Raw genomic sequence first — 22,179 nt, forward strand, 5'->3', positions numbered from 1 at the left:
CTTATATCGACTAACGACTAATTCTGAAAACACTTTAAGAAAGATAAAAACATGGCTATAACTTGGAAAGATATTATTCATTATACGGTGAACGGCAATCCCGTTCCCGATAAAAGAGTTGAAAAAAGTGAAGCTGAATGGCAAGAGATACTAACTCCAGAGCAATATAGAATTACCCGAAAAAAGGGAACCGAAGCTCCACATTCAGGCGCACTATGTAGCACGCACGATGCAGGAAAATACGAATGTGTTTGTTGCGGAACTCCTTTGTTCGATTCGACCATAAAATTTGAATCGGGCACCGGTTGGCCCAGCTTTACACAACCTATTAAAGACAACGCCATTAAATACATCAAAGATTCTTCTTTTGGAATGATCAGGGTAGAAGTGCTATGCAATACTTGTGACGCCCATTTGGGACATGTGTTCCCCGACGGACCGCCCCCAAGTGGATTACGCTACTGTATCAACTCAGAATCAATGAAAATACAAAAAGAGGCCACCAATGAGCACTAACAACTCGACAACCATCACATTAGGCGGCGGGTGTTTCTGGTGTACCGAAGCAGTATTCCAGAAAGTTAAGGGAGTCTCCTCTGTAATATCGGGCTATACCGGAGGCACCGCACCCGGCAAACCTACCTATAGGGAAATATGTTCGGGTCTAACAGGACATGCCGAAGTCGTACAAATTACTTTCGACCCAGACATAATCTCCTTAAACGATATATTGGAAATATTTATGACCACACACGACCCAACCACACTTAATAGACAAGGGGCAGATGTTGGTACGCAATACCGTTCTGTTATTTATTACAATAATGAAAAACAAAGGAAAGTCGCAAAAAAGGTCATCGACAAAATGTCCTCTTTCTACACAGACCCCATTGTTACCGAAATTAGCCCTTTAGGACCCTTTTATGAAGCTGAAGATTACCACCAAGATTATTACAAGAATAACTCTGAACAGGGTTATTGCCAAGTAGTCATCAATCCTAAATTAGCCAAATTAAGAAAACTTCATAGCGATAAATTGGCATAAGCCAAGCATTATTGATTACCCTGGGCAAACAGCTATTATAATTACTACGTGCAAATCAACTGATATAAATTCATTGGCCTATACAATTAGACCATAAAACAAAAAAACCACTCTTTCGAGTGGTTTTTTTTATATGATATACAACAACACTTTTTTAATTTTTTGCCCTACTGGCCAACTTAATGTTTTTAATGTTGTTCATTTTTAAATCTTCCAATACGTTCACAGCTTCCTCCACATAAATATCCTTCGCCAAATCCTTATGCCAACGATCTCTTTTCTCTCTAAGCACAGAATCTTTGGTAAATAATTCTTGCTCGTACTTTAATGAACCAAAAGTTAATTTAGAATCATATTCAGATAAGCTCTTATAATACTCAGATTGTTTTTTATCCTTTTCTTTTTCTTCTTTATAAGCGGTATAGTTCAAAGGAATTTCGGTTTCATCTTGTTCAGATTTTATCCATTTGGCATTCTCCTCAATGAGTTTTATCTGTGGATTGTTCGCCATTCTCTTCTTACTGTTCTCTATAGTTTTCTCATAATCTATATAACCGTCCCAAGCTTCATATTCGGCTGGGGTGATCTTATCCCATTTTAAAGGATTGGATTGATCTTTTTCCCCTAGGTCGATATAGCTATACTTATCTGGCACCACAACATCACTTTTTACACCTTCTAATTGTGTAGAACCACCGTTGATCCTGTAAAATTTCTGTGTAGTCAATTTAATAGCACCTAAATCCCCATGCTCGTTACTTCTTAGCATATTGGCCAAGGGTATTACATTTTGCACGGTACCCTTACCAAAGGTCTGCTTACTACCAATAACAATAGCTCTCTTATAATCTTGCATGGCAGCGGCCAAAATTTCCGATGCCGAAGCAGAAAGCTCGTTCACCAATATCACTAAAGGTCCGTCCCATTGTATTCTTTCATCCTTATCATCATAGATTTCTTTTTCTTTGTTACCAGATCTCACCTGTACAATAGGTCCTTCTTTTATGAACAGGCCTGCCATTTCTACGACCGTTTTCAATGATCCGCCTCCATTGTCCCTTAAATCCAAGATTAGGCCTTCCGCCCCTTCTTGTTTTAAACGTTCCACTTCTTTAGCAACATCGGTAGCTGCATTTCTTTCACTGTAATCTTCAAAATCGACATAAAACTTAGGAAGGTTGATCAACCCGAATTTTTCATCGCCTTTAAGAATATAGGCAGATTTCGCGTAAGATTCCTCAAGTTCTACCACATCCCTTACCAAAGAAATTTCTTCAAAGGAACCATCTACTTTTCGTACTGTTAAATCCACAACAGTACCTTGTGCGCCCTTTATCAATTTAATGGCATCGTCTAAACGCATACCAACAATATCAATAGGTTCTTGTCCGTTTTGACCTACTTTTACGATTTCATCCCCTACTTCCAACCTACCATCTCTCCATACGGGTCCTCCAGATATAATTTCTACTATCTTGGCTCCTTCAGGTTTCTTTTGAAGCCTTGCGCCAATACCCTCGAACTTACCGGACATACTAACATCGAATCTTTCTTTGTCTTCTGGGGCAAAATAAAATGTATGTGGATCAAACTCATCAACTATAGTATTGATGTACTGTACAAACCAATCTTTACGCTCCAGATCCGCTATAAAATCAAAAAATTCATCCAAGGTAGTCTCTGTAGATTCCCTGGCTTCCTTTTCTACCTCTTCAGGAGTGTGGGCCTCATGGTCATGATCATCTGAAAAGTCCGATGCCGACTTTTTCATATGTGACAATTTAGAGTCGTACGTACCCAAAGTCGCATATTTCAATTGCTTTCTCCATCGTTCTTTCAACTCTTCTTTATCGGAAGCAAAAGGCTGCTCGTCATATTTTATATCGATACTTTCTTTTTTATTGTAGTCAAAGGGCCTTTCCAATATTTCTTTATAGATAGACTTGACCTCGTCCATTCTTTGCATCAATCTTTCATAGACAATATTGAAAAAAGTAATATCGGTGTTCTTGATCTGATCATCTATTTGAAACTTGTACTGCTCAAATTCTTCTATATCAGAGGCCAAAAAATAACGTTTCGTAGGATCTATAACATCTATAAAATCCTCAAAAACACTTACCGAAAAATCGTCATCTATGTCTTTAGGCTCATAATGTCCCTTTTCTAAAACATAGGTAATCAGATCTAGGAGTAATTTGTCCTTGTCGTCATTTTCAAAAGTTTTATTGGTGAAGCTACATGAGGCGACCGCTACAAGCATCACCGTTAAAACGTAGGCTAAATTTCTTTTCATAAAAATCATTTTAAATCTATTTTTCAAAATCTTGGAATTTGAAATTTTTAGGCCTATTCTACAAGCCATAATCCTCTAAGATAAAGAAAAAACCATGCCAATAGGGACACAGGAGATTAATTTTTTGTTAAACGCCGAAATCGTTCAATCCTATTTAAAAACGTATTTTTACCCTAGAAAGTATATCTCATGAAAAAACCTTTGATATTGGTCACTAATGATGACGGAATTACCGCTCCGGGAGTTCGGGCATTGGTATCATATATGAAAGAGCTGGGAGATGTAGTTGTCGTCGCCCCTGACAGCCCGCAATCTGGTATGGGACACGCCATTACCTTGGACAGCACCATTTATTCAAAAAAAATGCTTGTCGACCTAAGTCACACAGGAACAGAAGAATACAGCTGTAGCGGCACACCTGCCGATTGTGTAAAACTAGCCCTACAGGAACTATTGGACAGAAAACCCGATATATGTGTCAGCGGTATAAATCACGGATCCAACTCATCTATTAACGTTATTTACTCCGGCACCATGAGTGCTGCGATAGAGGCAGGAATAGAAGGTGTACCCGCCATTGGTTTTTCTTTATGTGACTATAATTGGGATGCAGATTTTTCACAAGCCGAACAGCACATTAAAAGTATCGTTAGGGAAGCTTTGAACAACGGCATGCCAAAAGGCGTGGTCCTGAACGTAAACATTCCCAACTTGGATAAATCACAAATCAAGGGAATTAAAATCTGTAGGCAGGCAAAGGCGAATTGGAAAGAGAAATTCGACAAACGAACCAATCCAATGGGCAAAGATTACTATTGGCTCACAGGAGAGTTCGAACTACTAGATAAAGGTGAAGATACTGACGAATGGGCGCTGGCCAACGGTTATGTTTCGGTGGTCCCTACCCAATTCGACCTTACGGCACACCATGTTATACCTGATATTAATAATTGGAAATTAAATGAACACTAAAAAAGAACTGGCCATCGGCTTCATAGTAGGTATCATTGCCAATACCATCGGCACATTGGCATATATATTATTGTTCTCCGACATGAGCATTTCAGAAACTTTTAGTGCCGCTATCGCCCAAGGCCATGTTGGAAGTCTTTTGGCATTGGGAGCCATCTTAAACCTGTTGGCATTTTTTGGCTTTTTAAGAATAAAAAGAGACCAAAGAGCCAAAGGGGTTCTTATTGCCACTATTTTAACCGCTTTTATAATTCTTTACTACAAGGTTTTTTAGGATGAAATATTATATCATCGCAGGCGAAGCTTCAGGAGACCTCCATGGCTCTAACCTTATTAAAGCATTAAAACTGCAAGACCCCGAAGCGGACATTAGATGTTGGGGAGGTGATTTGATGCAACAAGCAGGTGGAGACTTGGCAAAACACTATAAAGAAATGGCCTTTATGGGATTCATAGAGGTATTGATGAACCTTAATGCCATTTTTAAGAATATTAGTTTTTGCAAAACGGACATCACCAACTTTAAGCCAGATATTATTGTTTTTATAGACTATTCGGGCTTTAATTTACGAATTGCCAAATGGGTCAAAGAAAATGGTTATAAGACAAATTACTACATCTCTCCCCAAATATGGGCCTCTCGTGAGGGCAGAATCGAAAAAATAAAGAGAGACATCGATGCCATGCACGTAATTCTCCCCTTCGAAAAAGAGTTCTATGAAGAAAAGCATGGTTTTCCCGTCAATTTTGTTGGTCACCCGCTAATAGATGCGATTTCCAACAGACCAACATTGGACAATACCAAATTCAGGGCTTCGCATAAGATCGACCCGAACAAACCCATAATCGCACTTTTACCGGGAAGCAGAAAACAAGAGGTACAGAAAATGTTGTCCATTATGCTTTCCGTTACCTCTGATTTTGCCGAGTATGAATTTGTAATTGCAGGCGCACCTAGTTTAGATCTTGATTTTTACACTCCGTTTTTAAAGGACCAGAACGTAAAAATTGTATACAATTGCACCTACGACCTTCTCTCTATAGCACAAGCAGCCTTGGTAACAAGTGGCACCGCTACTCTTGAAACCGCCTTGTTCGAAGTACCACAAGTGGTATGCTACAAAGCCAACTGGATTTCGTATCAAATTGCAAAACGCATTATTACACTAGAATACATTTCTTTGGTGAATTTAATAATGAAGAAAGAAGTGGTTAAGGAATTGATACAATCGGACCTAAACCACAACATGCTTAAAAAAGAACTTTCCTCCATTTTAAATGGCCCTAAAAGAGAGGAGATACTACAAGATTACAAACTTTTAAAAACAAAATTGGGAGGAGAAGGCGCAAGTGAAAAAGCAGCGGCACACATTATAGAAAATGCCAAATCACAAACGAAATGAGCAGATTATAAAATAATTCTATAATTTTGATGTTCAAGTATAAGATACTACTTGATATACATGCGTACCTTAATAGTTATTATTCTTATTACATTAGTTACCAGCTGTGGAACTTCTAAAAAAAGTGCTTCAATAAAAGACCGCACGGTTTCCGTGGCTGCGGCCGACAAAGAACGTAGAGGCGTAGATACGGCACCTAAAGAGCATAGGACCCGAACAAAATCAAGGTCCTCGAAAACCACAAAGGCCGATGAAGTTATCAATACAGCCCTTACATTCTCTGGTGTCCGTTATAAGTTTGGAGGTACCTCTAAAAAGGGAATGGACTGCTCTGGACTACTTTATGTTTCATTCGGGGAACATGATATACAATTACCCAGAACTTCGGCCAGTATGGCACAACAAGGCAAAAAAATAAGGGTCAAAGATGTAGAAAAAGGCGATTTGCTTTTTTTTAAGACAAGTAAGGGCGCTAAACGCATTAACCATGTAGGTATGGTCGTAAAAGTAGAAAAGAACGAAATCAAATTTATTCACGCATCCACTTCAAGAGGTGTAACCATTTCTTCTCTAAGAGAAGGTTTTTGGAACCGAGCTTTTGTAAAGGCAACCAGAATACTATAAAATGAAACTACTGGCGTTCGTTCCGATCAAACTAACGCTATTACTCATTTCTGGAATCTTAATAGGAAACTTTTTTTCAGTACCCTTAAACCTATTGTTAGCCGCAACACTGGTTTTCCTTTGTTTTCTTGGTATATTATTTAAATTTTACGACCACGACAAATCTATATTGTTTGGCGTTATAGCCGCATGCACCACCATTTCTTTAGGTGCTTTTATCGGCACTCATGCACAACCTGTAAACCATGCCTCCCACTACAGCCATTTAAACATTGAACAAGAAGCCACCTGGAAATTAAAAATAACCGACATTCTTAAACCCAATCAATTTTCACAAAATTATATTGCCTCTCTTATAAGTGTAGGCGACCACCATGTTACAGGCAAAATTCTTCTTAGTGGAAACCCTGCTCCAGATTCTACAAAATTGCAGATCGATGACGAGCTCTTGGTCCGTTCTAAATACATCCCCATAAAACCAGCATTGAACCCACACCAGTTCAATTTTAAAGATTACATGAAAAAATTAGGGGTTTACGACCAAATAAAACTTAACGACCAAAACCATTTTAAATCCAAGAATAGGACTAGAACAATTTTTGGGTATGCCCAAAAAGCAAGAAATCATATTATTGAAAAGCTAAAATCTGCAGATTTTGAAAAAGAACAATTATCGGTCATTCAAGCATTAATACTAGGGCAAAGATCCGATATTTCAGAGGGTACCTATTCCGATTATAAAAATGCCGGTGCGGTACATATACTAGCTGTCTCTGGGCTACATGTGGGCATACTGTTATTATTGATCCAGTTTTTGTTACGTCCATTAAGAAATATCCCAAATGGCCGTACCATTATTCTTTGCACTACGGTTCTCTTGCTTTGGGGATTTGCCTTTTTGGCAGGTTTATCCCCCTCCATTATTCGCGCTTGTGCCATGTTCACGTTCGTCGCCTACGCCCTATACCTAAATAGACCTAGCAACACTTTTAACATATTGGCACTATCCATGTTCTTTTTATTGCTTTTTGTTGACCCCAATCTACTATTTCAAATAGGCTTTCAAATGAGCTATGCGGCAGTTTTTGCCATTGTTTGGTGTTACCCCTTATTACAAAAACTTTGGATCCCAAAGAACAAGATTGTTCGTTATATATGGCAACTTTTATCGGTAAGCATTGCGGCGCAATTGGGTGTATTGCCCATTAGCTTATTCTACTTTCATCAATTTCCAGGGTTGTTCTTTATATCTAACCTACTTATTGTACCCTTCTTAGGTTTGGTTTTAGGTACAGGTATACTGGTGGTCTCATTATCACTCATAGATATATTGCCAAAACCACTTGTATGGATATATAATGAAATGATAGGAATCATGAACAGCTTAGTGGCTTGGGTAGCCGAACAAGAAGCCTTCCTTTTTACATCTATCTCTTTTGACGGCGTACAACTTGTATTGAGCTATATCGCTATAGGGGCAATGATAGTTATGCTGACCAACATACGTTTTAAAAGAACAATGATCTTTTTAATAGCTATACTTTGTTTTCAGTCATGGACCATTTATTCAAACTACAAGGCAAGCACCACCAATGGTCTATTGATTTTTCATCAGACCAAAAATTCTATAGTCGCACATAAAGCAGGTAAACAACTGTATGTATATACTTCTACACCTGAGCGTTCTGCCAAATTAATAGAAAACTACGCTGTTAAGGAAAGAATAGATATTATAAAATACGACACACTTCAAAACAGCTATCATATCAACGATATATTATTTTCTAGAATAGACAGCTCTGGGTTATACCTAAAAGAAAACAAAGGGCACATTGTGCTGCTAACAGATTCTCCTAAAATAAACCTTGATCGTTTAATAACGGACACCATGCCACAAATAATAATTGCGGATGGCAGTAATTACCACAGTTATGTTCAAAGCTGGAAAGCAACCTGCCAAAAAAACAACATCCCTTTTCACCACACGGGCGAAAAGGGAGTTTATACTTTATATTGATTTTAAAAAATAGAATCCTGTTACTTTAAGGACCTATGCTCTATTAGGCAATCTTAGTCTCACCATCTTCCGCCCCGTGCGACAAACGTTTTAAAGGTTTTAGCAATAAAATAACCAAAATACCTATCAAGGACCATATTACGGCAATACCTGTGAATATTTCGAATTCTCCCATCTCTTGGGAAGCTTGCCCAATTAGACCGGCCACCTTATTACCTAAACCTGTTGCCGCCCAATAAAGTCCCATAATAATTGAAGCGTATTTCAACGGCGCCAACTTGGTTATGTAGGACAATGAAACGGGAGAGGCGCACAGTTCACCAATAGTATGGAGCAAATATGCCAAAATTAGCCAATACATGGCCGATGAGCCGTTTGCCTCATATTGTAATGACGCCGCACTCATAAACCCAAAACCTAATGCCATAATGATCATACCTACCGCAATTTTAAACATCGAGGACGATTCTTTCCCTTTTTTACGCCATTTTAACCAAAACGCGCCAACAGCTGTTGCAAGGGTTATAATAAAAAATGAGTTGACAGATTGAAATACCGAAGCAGGAATTTCAAACAGCCCGAAGAAATTACGATCTGTTTTTTGAGAAGCATACAGATTCATTAAACCACCGGCCTGTTCAAAAGCGGCCCAAAAAAGAATTATCAATAAAAAGGAGATCAGCAGAACTTTTATACGGTCTTTTTCTATTTTTGATAATGGTCTATCCAACAACTCCCTATCTTTTTCATTTTTACGGCTAATCAAGTTTCCTACGTGAACCAAATATTTTTGCCCCCACATATACACTGCCTGGCCTATAAACATTCCAATGGCGGCAAGTCCAAATCCATAGTGCCAACTAATATTCTCACCTACATAACCACATAAGATAGGGGCTAAAAAACCACCAATATTAATACCCATATAAAAAATATAAAACCCTAAATCACGTCTTTCATCCTTAGGTTGGTAAAGTCCCCCGACCATAGACGAAATATTGGGCTTTAGGCACCCTACACCTAAAATGATAAAGAGACAACCAATATAAAAAGAAGTCTCAGAATTTAAGGCCAATACTGCGTGCCCTATACATAAGAGCGCCCCTCCAAGCATTACGGTTTTCTTTTGTCCCAATAATTTATCCGCCACCCATCCGCCAGGGATAGAAGACACATAAACCAACATGGTGTACCAGCCGTACAATGCCAAGGCTTCATCGTTTGACCACCCAAAACCGGCGTTACTCGAAGTAGTTTCAGCAACCAAAAACAAGGTAAACAATGCACGCATTCCATAGTAAGAAAAGCGCTCCCACATTTCGGTAAAAAATAGTATATAAAGCCCTACAGGATGTCCAAAAAGTTGTTTTTGATTAGCTGGTATTGAATTTGTCATTATATATTTAGTTTGATTATCTAAAGATTTTTGTTACAGATTATCCTTTACAAAGTTTGTCATTTTATTAAAGAGGTGTACTCTGGTATTACCTCCATAAATACCATGGTTATTATCTGGATAAATGGCCCATTCAAATTGCTTGTTCGCCTGTATCAAGGCTTCTACCATTCTCATAGTATTTTGTACATGCACGTTATCGTCTCCAGAACCATGTATCAACAAATACTTTCCTTTTAACATTTCAGGGTAATTAAAGGGCGAATTGTCATCGTAACCACTTGGGTTTTCTTGTGGTGTCTGCATATAGCGTTCTGTATAGATCGTATCATAAAAAGCCCATGATGTTACCGGTGCTACCGCAATGGCCATTTCAAAGGTATCGTTCCCTTTTAATATACAGTTGGTAGACATAAAGCCTCCATAGCTCCACCCCCATATACCGGTTCTTTCTTCGTCTATATAGGGCAACTCACTTAATTTTTGGGCAGCGGCAATCTGGTCTTCCACTTCAAATTTACCCAACTCTTTTTGAGTCACTTTCTTAAAATCCCTTCCTTTGAATCCGGTTCCACGACCATCTACGCACGCAACAATATACCCTTGCGCCACTAAACTTTGGTGCCAGTAATCATTAGCGCCCATCCAACTATTCGATACATTTTGAGAACCGGGACCACTGTACTGGTACATAAACAAGGGATATTTTTTTGAGGGGTCAAAATCTACCGGTTTGATCATATACATGTTTAGATCGTTACCGTTAACGGAAATCGTAGAGAACTCCTTAGGAGCTACAGCATAGCCCTTCAACTTATTCAGCAGAGCAGAATTATCTTTAATATCCTTCACTTTTTTACCGTTCAAGGCTTTGTGCAAAGTAAAAACAGGTGGCGTATCGGCACTGGAAAAAGTATTTATAAAATAGGTGAAATCTGTACTGAAAGAAGCCGAATTGGTTCCCGCGGACACCGCTAGGGCCTTTTTGTTCTTCCCGTTGCTCTCTATACTGTAGATACCACGGTTGATAGACCCGTTTTCGGTAGATTGATAGTATATCTTATCATCATTCTGATCATAGCCGTAGTACTTGGTCACCTCCCAATCACCTTTTGTGATCTGGTTCATTAATTTACCGTCCGAACCGTACAGGTATATATGGTTCCAACCATCCTTTTCACTCGTCCAGATAAAACTGTCATCTGCCAAAAAGGTAAGGTTGTCGGTTACATCTACATAGGCCGCATCATTCTCTTCCAACAAAAGCTTTACAGCGTTTGTTTTCGCGTTCACCATATGAAGCTTTAAATGGTTTTGATGCCTATTGATCGTCTGTACACTTAAAGAATTTGGATCGTTCATCCATTTGATCCTTGGCACATAATAAGCATCTCCCAAATCTATGTTCGAAATATTACCGGTCGCTACATCCCACATATGCAATGTTACCACCGCATTGTTCTCTCCGGCTTTTGGGTATTTAAAAACATGTTGTTGAGGGTACAGTTCAGTACCATAAACATCCATCGAAAACTCGGGCACATCTGTTTCATCGAACCTTAAAAAAGCAATTTTTGTGCCGTTGGAGTTCCATTGAAAAGCCCTCACAAAAGCAAACTCTTCTTCGTACACCCAATCGGTAATACCGTTGATTATCTTATTTTTTTCACCATCGGTGGTTATTTGTTTGGTGGTATTACTTTTTAAGTCCATCACATAAAGGTTGTTCTCCTTTACATACGCCACTTTTTCACCATTGGGAGACAATGTAGGCTCTTGGATCTTCTCATCACTGATCTTGGTCAATTTTTTAGACGCAATATCATACACATAGAAAATACCCAAGGTAGACCTTCTAAAGATTGGTTCTATTTCAGTAGATAAAATTATCTGTGATTCATCGTCACTAAACTGGTACGACATAAAATTATCTATGGCATCCAGATCTTCGGAAGAAACAATGGTCTCCACCTTTTTTAAGGTGCGATAATCGTACTTGTCAATAGAGGTAGCTCTGGTCGCCCTATCAAAATTTAACACCGTATACTGCTTTCCATTGTTCATAGAACGTAGGGCTTCCATCCCTTCTGTCCTAAATTCCCCTGCATAAATCTCTTCAACGGTAACCTGTTTTTGTTGTGCAAATACCACAGGTTGAATACTCAAGAAAAAAACTGCTAAAATGTATAATTTTCGCATAAATGAATAAAATTTGTTAAACCTGTCAAGTTTACTACTATTTCTGTAAAAAACCTCAATTTACCCCAAAAAAGAAGCCAATTTTAACGATGCTTTCACGTTGATTTAGATTCTGCTCAATATCCATTATCTTTACCACTTGATACTTGTACAGTTAAATTTTACAAGTACAAAAACATACCAACTTAATTCGGAAACCTAATATAAATGACAAAGCCGATCAGTGGTTTTTCAAAACTTTCCAAAGAAGAGAAAATAGATTGGATAGTTAACAACTACACCCATAATCCCGAACAATCGAAACACGTTATCGAAGCCTATTGGAACTCCGATTCACAATTACAAAAACTGCATGACGAGTTTATAGAAAATACGATATCAAACCTTTATATGCCTTTAGGCATTGCCCCAAATTTCTTGATAGACAAAAAACTCTATGCCATACCTATGGCCATAGAAGAAAGTTCTGTGGTGGCCGCAGCAAGTAAAGCGGCTAAGTTTTGGTTGGACAAAGGTGGATTTAAAACTACGGTACTGGGCACTGAAAAAGTAGGGCAAGTACACTTTATCTTTAAAGGTTCATACACAAGTCTCTCTCAATTTTTCGACTTTGTAAAACCTAAGTTATTACAGGAGACAGAAAGCTTAACAAAAAGCATGTCTGAACGTGGAGGAGGCATTCTAAACATAGAATTAAGGGACAAAACGGCCGAGTTGGAAAACTATTTTCAACTACACTGTACTTTTGACACGCAAGATGCGATGGGAGCGAATTTTATAAATAGCTGTCTAGAACAGTTTGCGACCACCCTTAAAAATGAGGCTCTTAAATACACTTCTTTCACAGAAGAGGAACGGAACATAGAACTGATAATGAGCATATTATCAAATTATGTCCCCAATTGCCTAGTTCGTGCCGAAGTAAGTTGCCCTGTAAAAGAACTGAATATATCTAACGAGGTTTCACCGGAAATCTTTGCGGAAAAAATGGTAAGAGCCATTGACATAGCAAAAGTAGAACCCTACCGGGCCGTAACCCATAACAAAGGTATTATGAACGGCATAGACGCGGTTGTTTTGGCCACTGGTAACGACTTTAGGGCCGTAGAAGCAGGTGTACATGCATTTGCGGCCAAAAACGGCCGCTACAGCAGCCTTACCCATGCCGAGATAGCGAACGGTATTTTCAAATTTTGGATAGAAATTCCTCTGGCCCTAGGCACCGTCGGGGGACTCACCAAACTACACCCTTTGGTGAAAATGAATCTAGAAATACTCCAAAACCCATCTGCCAAAGAGTTAATGAGAATTATGGCCGTTGCCGGACTCGCCCAGAACTTTGCCGCAGTTAGTTCTTTGGTGACCACCGGTATTCAAAAAGGCCACATGAAAATGCACCTGATGAACATCTTGAACCAGAATGGAGCCACTGAAGAAGAAAAAGAAAAGATAATTTCATTTTTTAAAACACAAACGGTCACCCATAGAGGTGTTCTTAACGCTCTGGAGGATTTAAGAAGACAGCCATGAAAAAATTCTATAGCAATGGCAAACTATTACTATCTGGCGAATATGCCATTTTAGATGGCGCAGAAGGCTTGGCATTGCCAACAAAATTCGGTCAACATCTTTCTATTAAAGATTCAGATACAGGGATTATTAACTGGAGGAGTTTGGACGAAACGAATAATGTTTGGTTTACTGCCCACCTTGACCTAGAAAGTTTGAAAGTTATTGAAACCTCTGACCCTGTCATTGCCCATAGGTTGAGTGAAATTTTAAATGAAGCGAAAACAGCCAATCCAAAATTTTTAGAAAACCTAAAAGGCGTGTACGCCGACAGTATATTAACATTTCCAAAAAACTGGGGACTAGGGTCTTCTTCTACCTTGATCAACAATATCTCTAAATGGGCGAACATTGACCCTTATCGGTTACTGGAAGCCACCTTTGGAGGCAGTGGCTACGACATTGCCTGTGCGCAACATAATTCTGCGATAGTTTATAGCAAAAAACAAAACCATCCGTACATAAAGGAAGTAACCTTCAATCCTAAATTCAAGGATAGCATTTTCTTTATTTATCTAAACCAGAAAAAAAACAGTAGAGAGGCCATTGATTCCTATCGAAAGCGTGCCATAGATAAAGTAGATTTAATTCCACAAATAAACCAGATTACTACCTCCATACTCAACTGCAACAATCTTCCTGAATTTGAGAAGCTCATGGACACCCACGAATCATTAATTTCAAAAACCTTGGGTATTACCACTATCAAAGAAAAACTATTCGACGATTACCCCAAAAGTATAAAAAGCTTGGGAGCTTGGGGCGGAGATTTTGTAATGACAACCGGTACTATGGATACAATGTCTTATTTCAGAGACAAAGGATACACCACTATATTGCCCTTCCACGAAATGATATTATAAAAAAAAGCCTCCCAAAAGGGAGGCTTTTTTTATATATCTATCTTATATATTTTAATAAAATACAGCTCTTTTATCCTCAATTTCAGAAGATTCTTTTAATGCATTGTAAACCTCTATATTTACCCTGTTAGCCGCATTGTTCTTTATAGCATTGGCGTAGGTACTATAGTTCTGTAGTTTTGGCGCCTCTGTTCTTTTTGTAAGTTCGATCATGAACACACCAGTATTTCCTTCTATTAAATCTGAAGTTTCTCCTTCTTTCATACCATAAGCAGTACCTACCACTACAGGCTCACTACCCGCACCAGGAATGGTCGGTGATTTCACCGTTAGCGCACTGGCAGTAGAAACGGAAACATTGTTGCTTGAAGCTATGGCATCCATTGCCTTTCCCTTATTGGCAGCTATGATCTGCGCAGCCTTACGTTCTTTTCTAATAATAGGAAGTACAGTTGCGGACGCATCTTCGGGGCTCATTAAACCTTCTTCATAGCTTCCCGTTACCTGAACTACAGCATAACCGTTATTTACATTGAACCTTTTAATATCACCTACTTCGGTATCTTCATTAAAAGCCCACTGTACAATACTACGTTGTGCACCAAGACCAGGAAGATTTTCGTCCAACGCCTTGATCTTATTCACCGGTCTTACCAAGTAATCGCTCTTTTTAGCAATTTCCGAAAACGCACTTTCATCCTCTAGGGTTTCCATTTCAAATTTAGTGGCATCGGTAAACAACTTGTTCGTAGTTTCTTCCGAAGCAACGATCTCTCTTGATAATGTAGCAATTTGAACTATATCCTCTTTATCATCTATTTTAATTACATGAAACCCAAAATCAGTTTCTACCAAACCAATGGTTCCTACCGGATTTCCAAAAGCAAAATCGTTGAATTTAGGCACCATTGTACCCTCTTGAAAATACCCAAGATCACCACCGTTAGGAGCAGATGGCCCATCAGAATTATCTCTTGCAAGTTCTGCAAAAACAACACCTGATTTTTTTGCTTCCCTTAACAACCTGTTCGCCTCTTCCCTAGCTTCTTCTTTTGTTCTTTTAACGTCTGCACTGGCTCTTGTAGCACCTTCGTAAGAAATAAGAATATGACTGGCCTTAACCGATCCGTTCGGTTTTCTTCCCATCATTTTAGAAATCTTATATGAACCGGCATCTTTGTATGGACCATAGAATTCCCCGACTTTCAAATTCATTAATGAATCCGCAACGCTGGATGGCAAGTTCTTTTTCGCCTTATAGATAGTATCAAATTTTACATCTGAATGTCTATCTAAAAATGCAGCTACGTCCTTTGTGTTCCTGAATCCAAGTATAGTGTCGTTCTGATCTGTTTGCGCATTGTACTCTACAGTATCGTCCAACAAATCGGTAATCGCTGTTTTAATTGCCAACTCATCTGCCTCAGAAGGTTTTTCATCAAAATAAACAAATCTAATATCCCTGGCAGGATCTTGCTTATAATCTTCTTTGTGCTTACTGATATAATCGGCTATTTCACTTTTTGTTACTGTAATCGTGCTGTCAGGTATAGATGTATAAGGCACGCGAACGTATTTGATATCCATTTTTTCGTTGGCAAGCTTATAATCCAACTCACCCTCTTTTAAGGTAGCACCTACACCTGCCTTAACAAGGTCAAAATAAGTTTGCTCTTTGGCCAACTGAATTATCTCTTTTTCAGTTTCTAACCAAGCTTCGTATTGCAAAGGATTATTGGTTTTCCAATCTAAAACGGTCTGTCTAAACTTATTAGCATCAAAAACCCCATTCTCGTTTTGAAACTCAGGACTTTGAGCATATCCGGTAGTTCTTAGAAAATCGACTATTTGATCCTGCTCTATACCTATCCCCAAATCTTCGAACTGTTCCCCTAAGATGGTATTTCTAACTTCATTTTCCCACACCTGATTCATTACTTGCATAGAAGACACCGTAGGGCCCACTCTTCTTGAGGCAGTTTCTACCTTTTGTCTAAACTCATCAATGGAAATTTCATGCCCATTAATTTCTGCAACAGTAGTACCCACTTTACCTCCTGCTCCAAAATTACTACTGGTAAACACACCAGAGATTACGAACGCAAAAAGGGCAAGGCCTATTATCAGTATTAAAACTGTAGTACGTTTTCTTATATTTTCTAAAACTGCCATTCTATCAAAAAATTAAAATCAGTTGGCGAAATTACCATTTTTAATTGAAATAATAAAAACTAAAAACACTTGTAAATAATAGATAACAATGTAGTTAGTCTTCTTCTAAAAGCTCTAATGAAACCAAATCTATTTTGGTATTGGACACTTCTAAAACCATAAACTTAAAACGATCTATAACAATCTCCGAATCACGTTCGGGTATCTCCCCTACACTCTGTACCAACAAACCGCCCAACGTTTCGTATTCATCGCCACTAGGCAGGTTCAATTTATAGTTTTCGTTTAAATAATCTACCTCTAACCGGGCAGAGAACAAAAAGTGGGTTTCATCTATTTGTTCTTCTTTAAGATCAGTGGTGTCGTGTTCATCCTCTATCTCTCCGAACAACTCCTCTACGATATCCTCGACCGTCATAAGGCCCGAAGTACCCCCGTACTCATCTAACACCACAGCCATACTTTTTCTTTTCTTGATAAGTACATTGAGTATATCCTGTATCAACATAGTCTCTGGAACAAATTCTACAGGCAACAGAATGCTTTTGATCGTTTTAGGTTTTTTAAAAAGCTCGTAAGAGTGCACATACCCAATTATGTTGTCTACCGTTTCTTTATACACCAATATCTTAGAATACCCGGTCTCTGTAAAAAGTTTTGCAAGGTTTTTGGGCGTCTCGTGCATTTCTACCGCCATGATCTCGGTTCTGGGCACCATAACCTCTCTTGCCTTGACCTCGGCAAACTCTAGGGCGTTTTGAAAAATCTGAATTTCAGAATCCACTTCATCTTCTTCCTCTACGGTTTCCATCTGCTCACTAATATAATCGCCCAATTCAATTTTAGAAAAGGCCAACTGAACCTCGTCTCCAGAGGTTCTGAATATATATTTTAGTATAAAATCGGACACAGAGATCACAAAGTCTGAAATCAAGGAAAAAACCAAATAAAAGAAATAGGCCGGTATGGCAAACAGCTTCAATAAACTATTGGCATAAATCTGAAAAAGCACCTTGGGCAAAAATTCAGCCGTAATTAAAATAACCAACGTAGATATCATGGTTTGCGTAAGCAGACTAAAGTCTGTCAGCAACATTCTAAGTACATTGTTATCGGGAGATAGACCAGAAAACCAGTTCATTAACAATTCTCCCATAAAAAGACCATATACTACCAAAGCAATATTATTGCCTATTAGCATGGTTGCAATAAACTTCGATGGTTTTTTGGTAAGTCTTGTCAATACTTTAGCCAAAAACCCTATTTGTTTTTTTTCTATTTCGATATGGATCTTGTTCGCGGAAACAAAGGCTATTTCCATCCCAGAGAAAAAGGCTGAAAATATAAGGGACAGAACAATAATTAATATACTATGGTCCACAACTAATTTTGATTATCCTTAGCCCGTTGCTCAAACTTCTTACGATACTTTCTTCGGAAGAAAAACATACCTACCGAAATAACCGCAAAAAACACAAAAAGATAGGCCATGTTCCTATCCGTATTCCAATCCGTAAAGATCCTATAAATAGAAAAAACAGCTACGATTAGGTATAGATACTCTGTATATTTTAAAATTTTAATCATCTTTATCTTCTTTAATTAGCATTAAACCATAAGTTTTACGTGCATTTAAAAAGCTAAGGTCCTTTTTTATATCCATTCCTTCGCCATCCATCACCGTACCGTCCTCAGGATTTGTAAACTTAAACTTTTCTTCAGTAAATGCCCATTCATTTTCCCTATCATAATATAACTGCGGGGCCTCTAATTTTTTTCCATCATGCCCTTTAATTATAACATTGCCCTGCAGATCGATCAGTGCTGTCGAGGCATAATAAATACCATAGTCAGCCTCAATGGTCGTTTTTTGTTTTTTTTCATCAAAAACCTCTACTAACAATCCCTCTGGAAAAGTTTGATACGGAAAATCGAGATTTTCAAAATCTTTACGTAATGGACCGGAAAGAATGGCCAACACATTAGAGGCGGCCTCACCATCTGTAACCACTTTCTCTGGTGTTTCGGTATAGGTAAGCACAAAATTTTCGGCCACTCCTTGAGGAAAAACCTCTCTTTTTGCCTCTTCCCCGACTCTTTTGTAATTGTCCTTACATGAAAAAAAAAGCATTGCGATGGAAAAAACCATGGCAATGCCTTTTAATATTTCTAAAAAACGTTTGTTCATCTTATAAACTAGGAACCTTTACGCTACCACCTACCCAGCAAGAAAAGGATACAGTTTTACCTGCCATACCGGAACTAAAGATCATCTCTTTTGTAGGTGCTTTAGCCGCATAACTTGCAGCGGCCTGTCTGGCTCTACCACTTAATGCAGGATCCACTCTACCGGCCTGTCTTGCCAAGTTTTCAGCTTTCCAGTAAATAGCTCTTTTTTCAAAAGGCGTACTACCACAAGCGTTGGCGCTACTTGCATATAGACTAGCTATCAACAAATAAGCTTTTCCGTTTGCAGGGTTGGCATCTATTGCCTTTTGAGCAAAACTTCTAGCACTTGACTTACTTGTTTTTGCATAACTGGTCGCAATCTTATAAGCAATGTTAGATTTCTTTTTAGGGTCGGTCTCCAACTCTAAAGCTTTGTTGAAATCTGCAACGGCCCCTTTGGTATCACCGGCTTTTTTCTTTAAGGTACCACCATAAACATATGCATCTGCGGATGGATCTAAAGCTAACTGCGCTTCGAATAATTTTTTGAACATAGGATCATCTGTACATTCTTTACTGAACATTCTTCCTACTGCTCTTTTTACCCAATTAACATCGTTCTTTTTTTCCTCAAAATTCTTTTCATATAAAGGAATAAGGTTACCACAATCTGCCAAGGCCCCTAACTTAGAGTCTATACTACTAGATATTTTACCGTAGTTTACAGAGTAAGAGTTATAAACCTTTAATGACCTTTTCTCTTTAGAGGTCAAAGTACCCGCTTCTTCTTTTGGAAGTAGCTTGGCGATTTTATCCGTCAACTTATCATTTTCCTCCTCAATTTTACCGGTTACGTCATCATATACGTCAAACACCTCTTGCAAATCTTTTTTTCCTGCATTGTGCAAGTCTACCAAACTTGAAAAATAGATGTATAGTGCTTTAGGATTCGTAAAGTTTTCTTTGTCCTTGGCAAAAGCCTCTGATAACATTTCATACATTTCCGCATCATCGGCCATTTTATTGTCATACTTTACCATAGCCTTGTCCACCAAAGTTTCACCAAGACTTGTTTTTGAAGAAAAGTACTTTAATTTATTATCGTACAGCCCCATCAATTCATTAGCATAACCTTCCTTTTCGCCTGCAGCTGCTTTTTCGATCTTATCCTTCAAAATTCTTTCACCATATACATAAATGGCATTATTAAGTTGAGGACAAGTCTCATAAGTCTTTTTCCATGGCTCATAGGCCGCATCATAGTTTTTAACTTTTGCATGTTCCGAGAATATGGACAGATTAGTCATACATTCAGGGTTCTGTGCCTGAGCATTACTTACCCCCATCATTCCAAGGAACATTATTGCCGTGAAGTAAAGTTTCGTTTTCATTTTGCTATTTTTAAAGTGGTTAAAGTACTAAAATTTTATTAATCTACTTTTCGTTTTCGGAACCATCTGTCGTTCAATGACAAACCAAGATTGATCTTGTAGTAGCTCTCCTCTATCAAATCGGCCCGGGTAGTACCTCGCCTTCCCAATTCAAAACCAACATTAAGATTTGAGAAACTACGCCCCAGTGGTAACCCAAGTCCAAAAGTTATGCCAAAGTTATTTATATCAACATCGTTAACGACCATCCCAGTCTTGTCCAAACGAAGCCCAGCCCTATAGGTAACCCTACTTAAATAACTATTAAAGGAGTTGTAATTTGGTGTATAAAAACCTCCTACAGCAATTGAACTTGCATCTTCGTATACTACATTATCCACCCCCATAAAAGAGTTCTCAAAAGAACTTAGACCCTGAAAACTATATTCGGCACCTAAAAACCACTTTAAATCTTTACCATACCCAAGACCTATTGTGGTAGTCGTAGGTATCTTAAGTTCGGTATTTGCGAGGTTTTGAGCGTATAAATTTACTTCTACCTCTTCAATATTGACGCCATTGGCGTTAGAAAAAGAACCTATTTTTCTTTCATTTCTAGAAACAAGGTTCCCTTGTGTATTTACCCTAACCGAGGCACGCAATGTATAACCCTCTTTTATTTTGGGGGTATAATTAAGGGCATAGTTAAAATCGAAACCATGAATTTTAGAAGTTCTTCTATCAAAAGCACCAAACTGCACATCTTCCATTTGTTGCAATCTTTCGCTGTTCATGGTACCATAATTAAAATTGATGGTTGCCCCGACACTCAAATTTTTGATAATCTCATACCCTATAGAGTAATAAACCCTATTTAATCCTCCATCACCGTTAAAATTATTTGTAACCGTCTGACCGTCGACTTCCCTTTCACTTAAAAAATTATAGCCCACAGAAGAATAGGGCATGAGGCCAAAACCCATTCCCAGTCCTTTTCCCAAACTAAAGCCCAGTGACAAATAATCTAGTGTAGTAACGGAAGGACTTTCTTCTTCGGTATAACTTTTTAACCTGTAATTATTACGGGACATACCTGCAGTATATACCACCGTACCCACTTTATTCAAAACATCCATACCCAGTTCCCCATAGGCGGCCGGGTTTTGCAAATTCACATGGATACTATCGGCATATATACCAATACCCCCCATCATTTGATTTTCAATCGTGCCCGAGGCCCTTATGTCACCGATACCGAAAAAAGAATAGGGAGAAACGGTGCCATTTTGAGCGCTCAAACCTATAGAGGCCATGAACACTAGTGCAATTACAATTTTTTTGATCATTTAGTGCTTGTTGTATTCCAGCAAATAATTAAGTCCTTTTAGAAGGAATTTGGAATCCGCAAAGATGGTATTTTTTAGCCGTTTAGACAAAAATTGTGTATCACCCCCTGTTAAAATAACTGTTAAATCTTTAAATCTGCTAGCATATTGTTCTATAACTCCGTTTATTTCACTGCACACACCATTGATTACACCACTGTGCATACAGTTTTCTGTGGAGTTACCAATAAGATCCAATGGCTCTTGTTTTTGTAACAGCGGTAACCGAGCAGTTTGATCATGCATGGCATTGTACCTCATCTGTATACCAGGCGAAATGGCTCCTCCCAAATATTCATCAAAATCATTGAGTATATCATATGTGATACAGGTACCAGCATCTATGACCAAGGTATTCTTATGTGGCCTATAATAAAAAGCAGCGGTTGCCAAGGCAATCCTATCCTTTCCCAAGGTATGGGGAGTTGCATAACTATTCTTAAAGGGCACTTTAGAATCGGCGGACAATAAATGAACTTTACAAAATAGCGAAAGTACCGCCAATTCCGTTCTTTTTACTTCCCCAACAGATGACACAATGGCTCCCTCTATTTTTGGGTATAGACCAAAAAGTTCCTTTATTTTGACAACAAACAAGTCTTTTTTGAAACTATCATCAAAAATAATCTTGTTTTTTTCAAAAACTGCCGTCTTTACCAGCGTATTCCCAATATCTATTACGAGATTCATACTGTAAAG

General features: G+C 38.4%; 19 protein-coding genes. 9 read left to right on the forward strand and 10 right to left on the reverse strand.

What is annotated here, in order from left to right; genetic code table 11:
- The first annotated feature begins 51 nt into the window (after positions 1–51).
- The gene (gene msrB / locus J8L85_RS00690; RefSeq protein WP_211013785.1) at positions 52–516 is read left to right on the forward strand and encodes a peptide-methionine (R)-S-oxide reductase MsrB; all 465 of its coding nucleotides are present in this window, start codon (positions 52–54) and stop codon (positions 514–516) included.
- Positions 506–1,045 carry a peptide-methionine (S)-S-oxide reductase MsrA gene (msrA, locus tag J8L85_RS00695; protein WP_211013786.1) on the forward strand — a complete coding sequence of 180 codons (540 nt, stop codon included), beginning with the start codon at positions 506–508 and terminating at the stop codon, positions 1,043–1,045. The genes msrB and msrA overlap by 11 nt, the downstream gene beginning before the upstream one ends.
- A 154-nt stretch (positions 1,046–1,199) precedes the next feature.
- On the opposite strand, the gene J8L85_RS00700 is transcribed toward msrA, so the two are convergent.
- Positions 1,200–3,341 carry a carboxy terminal-processing peptidase gene (locus tag J8L85_RS00700; RefSeq protein ID WP_211013787.1) on the reverse strand — a complete coding sequence of 714 codons (2,142 nt, stop codon included), beginning with the start codon at positions 3,339–3,341 and terminating at the stop codon, positions 1,200–1,202.
- Positions 3,342–3,530: 189 nt separating this feature from the next.
- Between J8L85_RS00700 and surE the strand changes: the two genes are divergently transcribed.
- Genes surE through J8L85_RS00725 form a run of 5 tightly spaced genes read left to right on the forward strand, consistent with a single transcriptional unit; the run spans position 3,531 to position 8,357 of the window.
- Positions 3,531–4,313 carry a 5'/3'-nucleotidase SurE gene (gene surE, locus J8L85_RS00705; RefSeq protein ID WP_211013788.1) on the forward strand — a complete coding sequence of 261 codons (783 nt, stop codon included), beginning with the start codon at positions 3,531–3,533 and terminating at the stop codon, positions 4,311–4,313.
- Complete coding sequence (locus J8L85_RS00710) at positions 4,303–4,587, forward strand: hypothetical protein (RefSeq protein ID WP_211013789.1); 285 nt, start codon at positions 4,303–4,305, stop codon at positions 4,585–4,587. Before surE ends, J8L85_RS00710 begins: the two co-directional genes overlap by 11 nt.
- Position 4,588: 1 nt before the next feature.
- Positions 4,589–5,716: a lipid-A-disaccharide synthase gene (lpxB, locus tag J8L85_RS00715; protein ID WP_211013790.1), complete on the forward strand. Its 1,128-nt coding sequence runs from the start codon at positions 4,589–4,591 to the stop codon at positions 5,714–5,716.
- Positions 5,717–5,776: 60 nt separating this feature from the next.
- Positions 5,777–6,340 carry a C40 family peptidase gene (locus J8L85_RS00720; protein ID WP_211013791.1) on the forward strand — a complete coding sequence of 188 codons (564 nt, stop codon included), beginning with the start codon at positions 5,777–5,779 and terminating at the stop codon, positions 6,338–6,340.
- Position 6,341: 1 nt separating this feature from the next.
- Complete coding sequence (locus J8L85_RS00725; RefSeq protein ID WP_211013792.1) at positions 6,342–8,357, forward strand: ComEC/Rec2 family competence protein; 2,016 nt, start codon at positions 6,342–6,344, stop codon at positions 8,355–8,357.
- A 43-nt stretch (positions 8,358–8,400) separates the two neighbouring features.
- Here the strand turns inward: J8L85_RS00725 and J8L85_RS00730 are convergent, their stop codons facing one another.
- Complete coding sequence (locus J8L85_RS00730) at positions 8,401–9,753, reverse strand: peptide MFS transporter (protein ID WP_047247294.1); 1,353 nt, start codon at positions 9,751–9,753, stop codon at positions 8,401–8,403.
- Positions 9,754–9,786: 33 nt separating this feature from the next.
- On the reverse strand, positions 9,787–11,952 hold the full coding sequence (locus J8L85_RS00735; RefSeq protein ID WP_211013793.1) for a S9 family peptidase: 2,166 nt from the start codon (positions 11,950–11,952) through the stop codon (positions 9,787–9,789).
- 207 nt (positions 11,953–12,159) lie between these two features.
- Between J8L85_RS00735 and J8L85_RS00740 the strand changes: the two genes are divergently transcribed.
- Both J8L85_RS00740 and J8L85_RS00745 read left to right on the forward strand, forming a co-directional pair.
- Positions 12,160–13,482, forward strand: a complete 1,323-nt coding sequence (locus J8L85_RS00740; RefSeq protein WP_211013794.1) for a hydroxymethylglutaryl-CoA reductase, degradative — start codon at positions 12,160–12,162, stop codon at positions 13,480–13,482.
- Complete coding sequence (locus tag J8L85_RS00745) at positions 13,479–14,384, forward strand: GYDIA family GHMP kinase (protein ID WP_211013795.1); 906 nt, start codon at positions 13,479–13,481, stop codon at positions 14,382–14,384. The genes J8L85_RS00740 and J8L85_RS00745 overlap by 4 nt, the downstream gene beginning before the upstream one ends.
- Before the next feature lie 51 nt (positions 14,385–14,435).
- Here the strand turns inward: J8L85_RS00745 and J8L85_RS00750 are convergent, their stop codons facing one another.
- The 7 genes from J8L85_RS00750 to J8L85_RS00780 form a co-directional block, all read right to left on the reverse strand.
- A complete protein-coding gene (locus J8L85_RS00750; RefSeq protein WP_211013796.1) occupies positions 14,436–16,556 on the reverse strand; it encodes a peptidylprolyl isomerase in 2,121 nt (706 codons plus the stop codon).
- A 94-nt stretch (positions 16,557–16,650) separates the two neighbouring features.
- Positions 16,651–17,937: a hemolysin family protein gene (locus J8L85_RS00755; RefSeq protein WP_211013797.1), complete on the reverse strand. Its 1,287-nt coding sequence runs from the start codon at positions 17,935–17,937 to the stop codon at positions 16,651–16,653.
- Positions 17,938–17,939: 2 nt separating this feature from the next.
- Positions 17,940–18,143 (reverse strand): hypothetical protein, encoded by a 204-nt coding sequence (locus J8L85_RS00760; RefSeq protein WP_211013798.1) that lies wholly within the window; start codon positions 18,141–18,143, stop codon positions 17,940–17,942.
- Positions 18,136–18,744, reverse strand: coding sequence for an LPS export ABC transporter periplasmic protein LptC (gene lptC, locus J8L85_RS00765; protein WP_211013799.1), 609 nt, complete (start codon positions 18,742–18,744; stop codon positions 18,136–18,138). Before lptC ends, J8L85_RS00760 begins: the two co-directional genes overlap by 8 nt.
- A 1-nt stretch (position 18,745) precedes the next feature.
- On the reverse strand, positions 18,746–20,116 hold the full coding sequence (locus tag J8L85_RS00770; protein WP_211013800.1) for a hypothetical protein: 1,371 nt from the start codon (positions 20,114–20,116) through the stop codon (positions 18,746–18,748).
- A gap of 38 nt (positions 20,117–20,154) precedes the next feature.
- Positions 20,155–21,441: a hypothetical protein gene (locus J8L85_RS00775; RefSeq protein WP_211013801.1), complete on the reverse strand. Its 1,287-nt coding sequence runs from the start codon at positions 21,439–21,441 to the stop codon at positions 20,155–20,157.
- Positions 21,442–22,170 carry a type III pantothenate kinase gene (locus J8L85_RS00780; protein ID WP_211013802.1) on the reverse strand — a complete coding sequence of 243 codons (729 nt, stop codon included), beginning with the start codon at positions 22,168–22,170 and terminating at the stop codon, positions 21,442–21,444.
- Positions 22,171–22,179: the final 9 nt, after the last annotated feature.

The organism is Maribacter sp. MMG018 (genome assembly GCF_018100785.1).
Lineage (GTDB): Bacteria > Bacteroidota > Bacteroidia > Flavobacteriales > Flavobacteriaceae > Maribacter.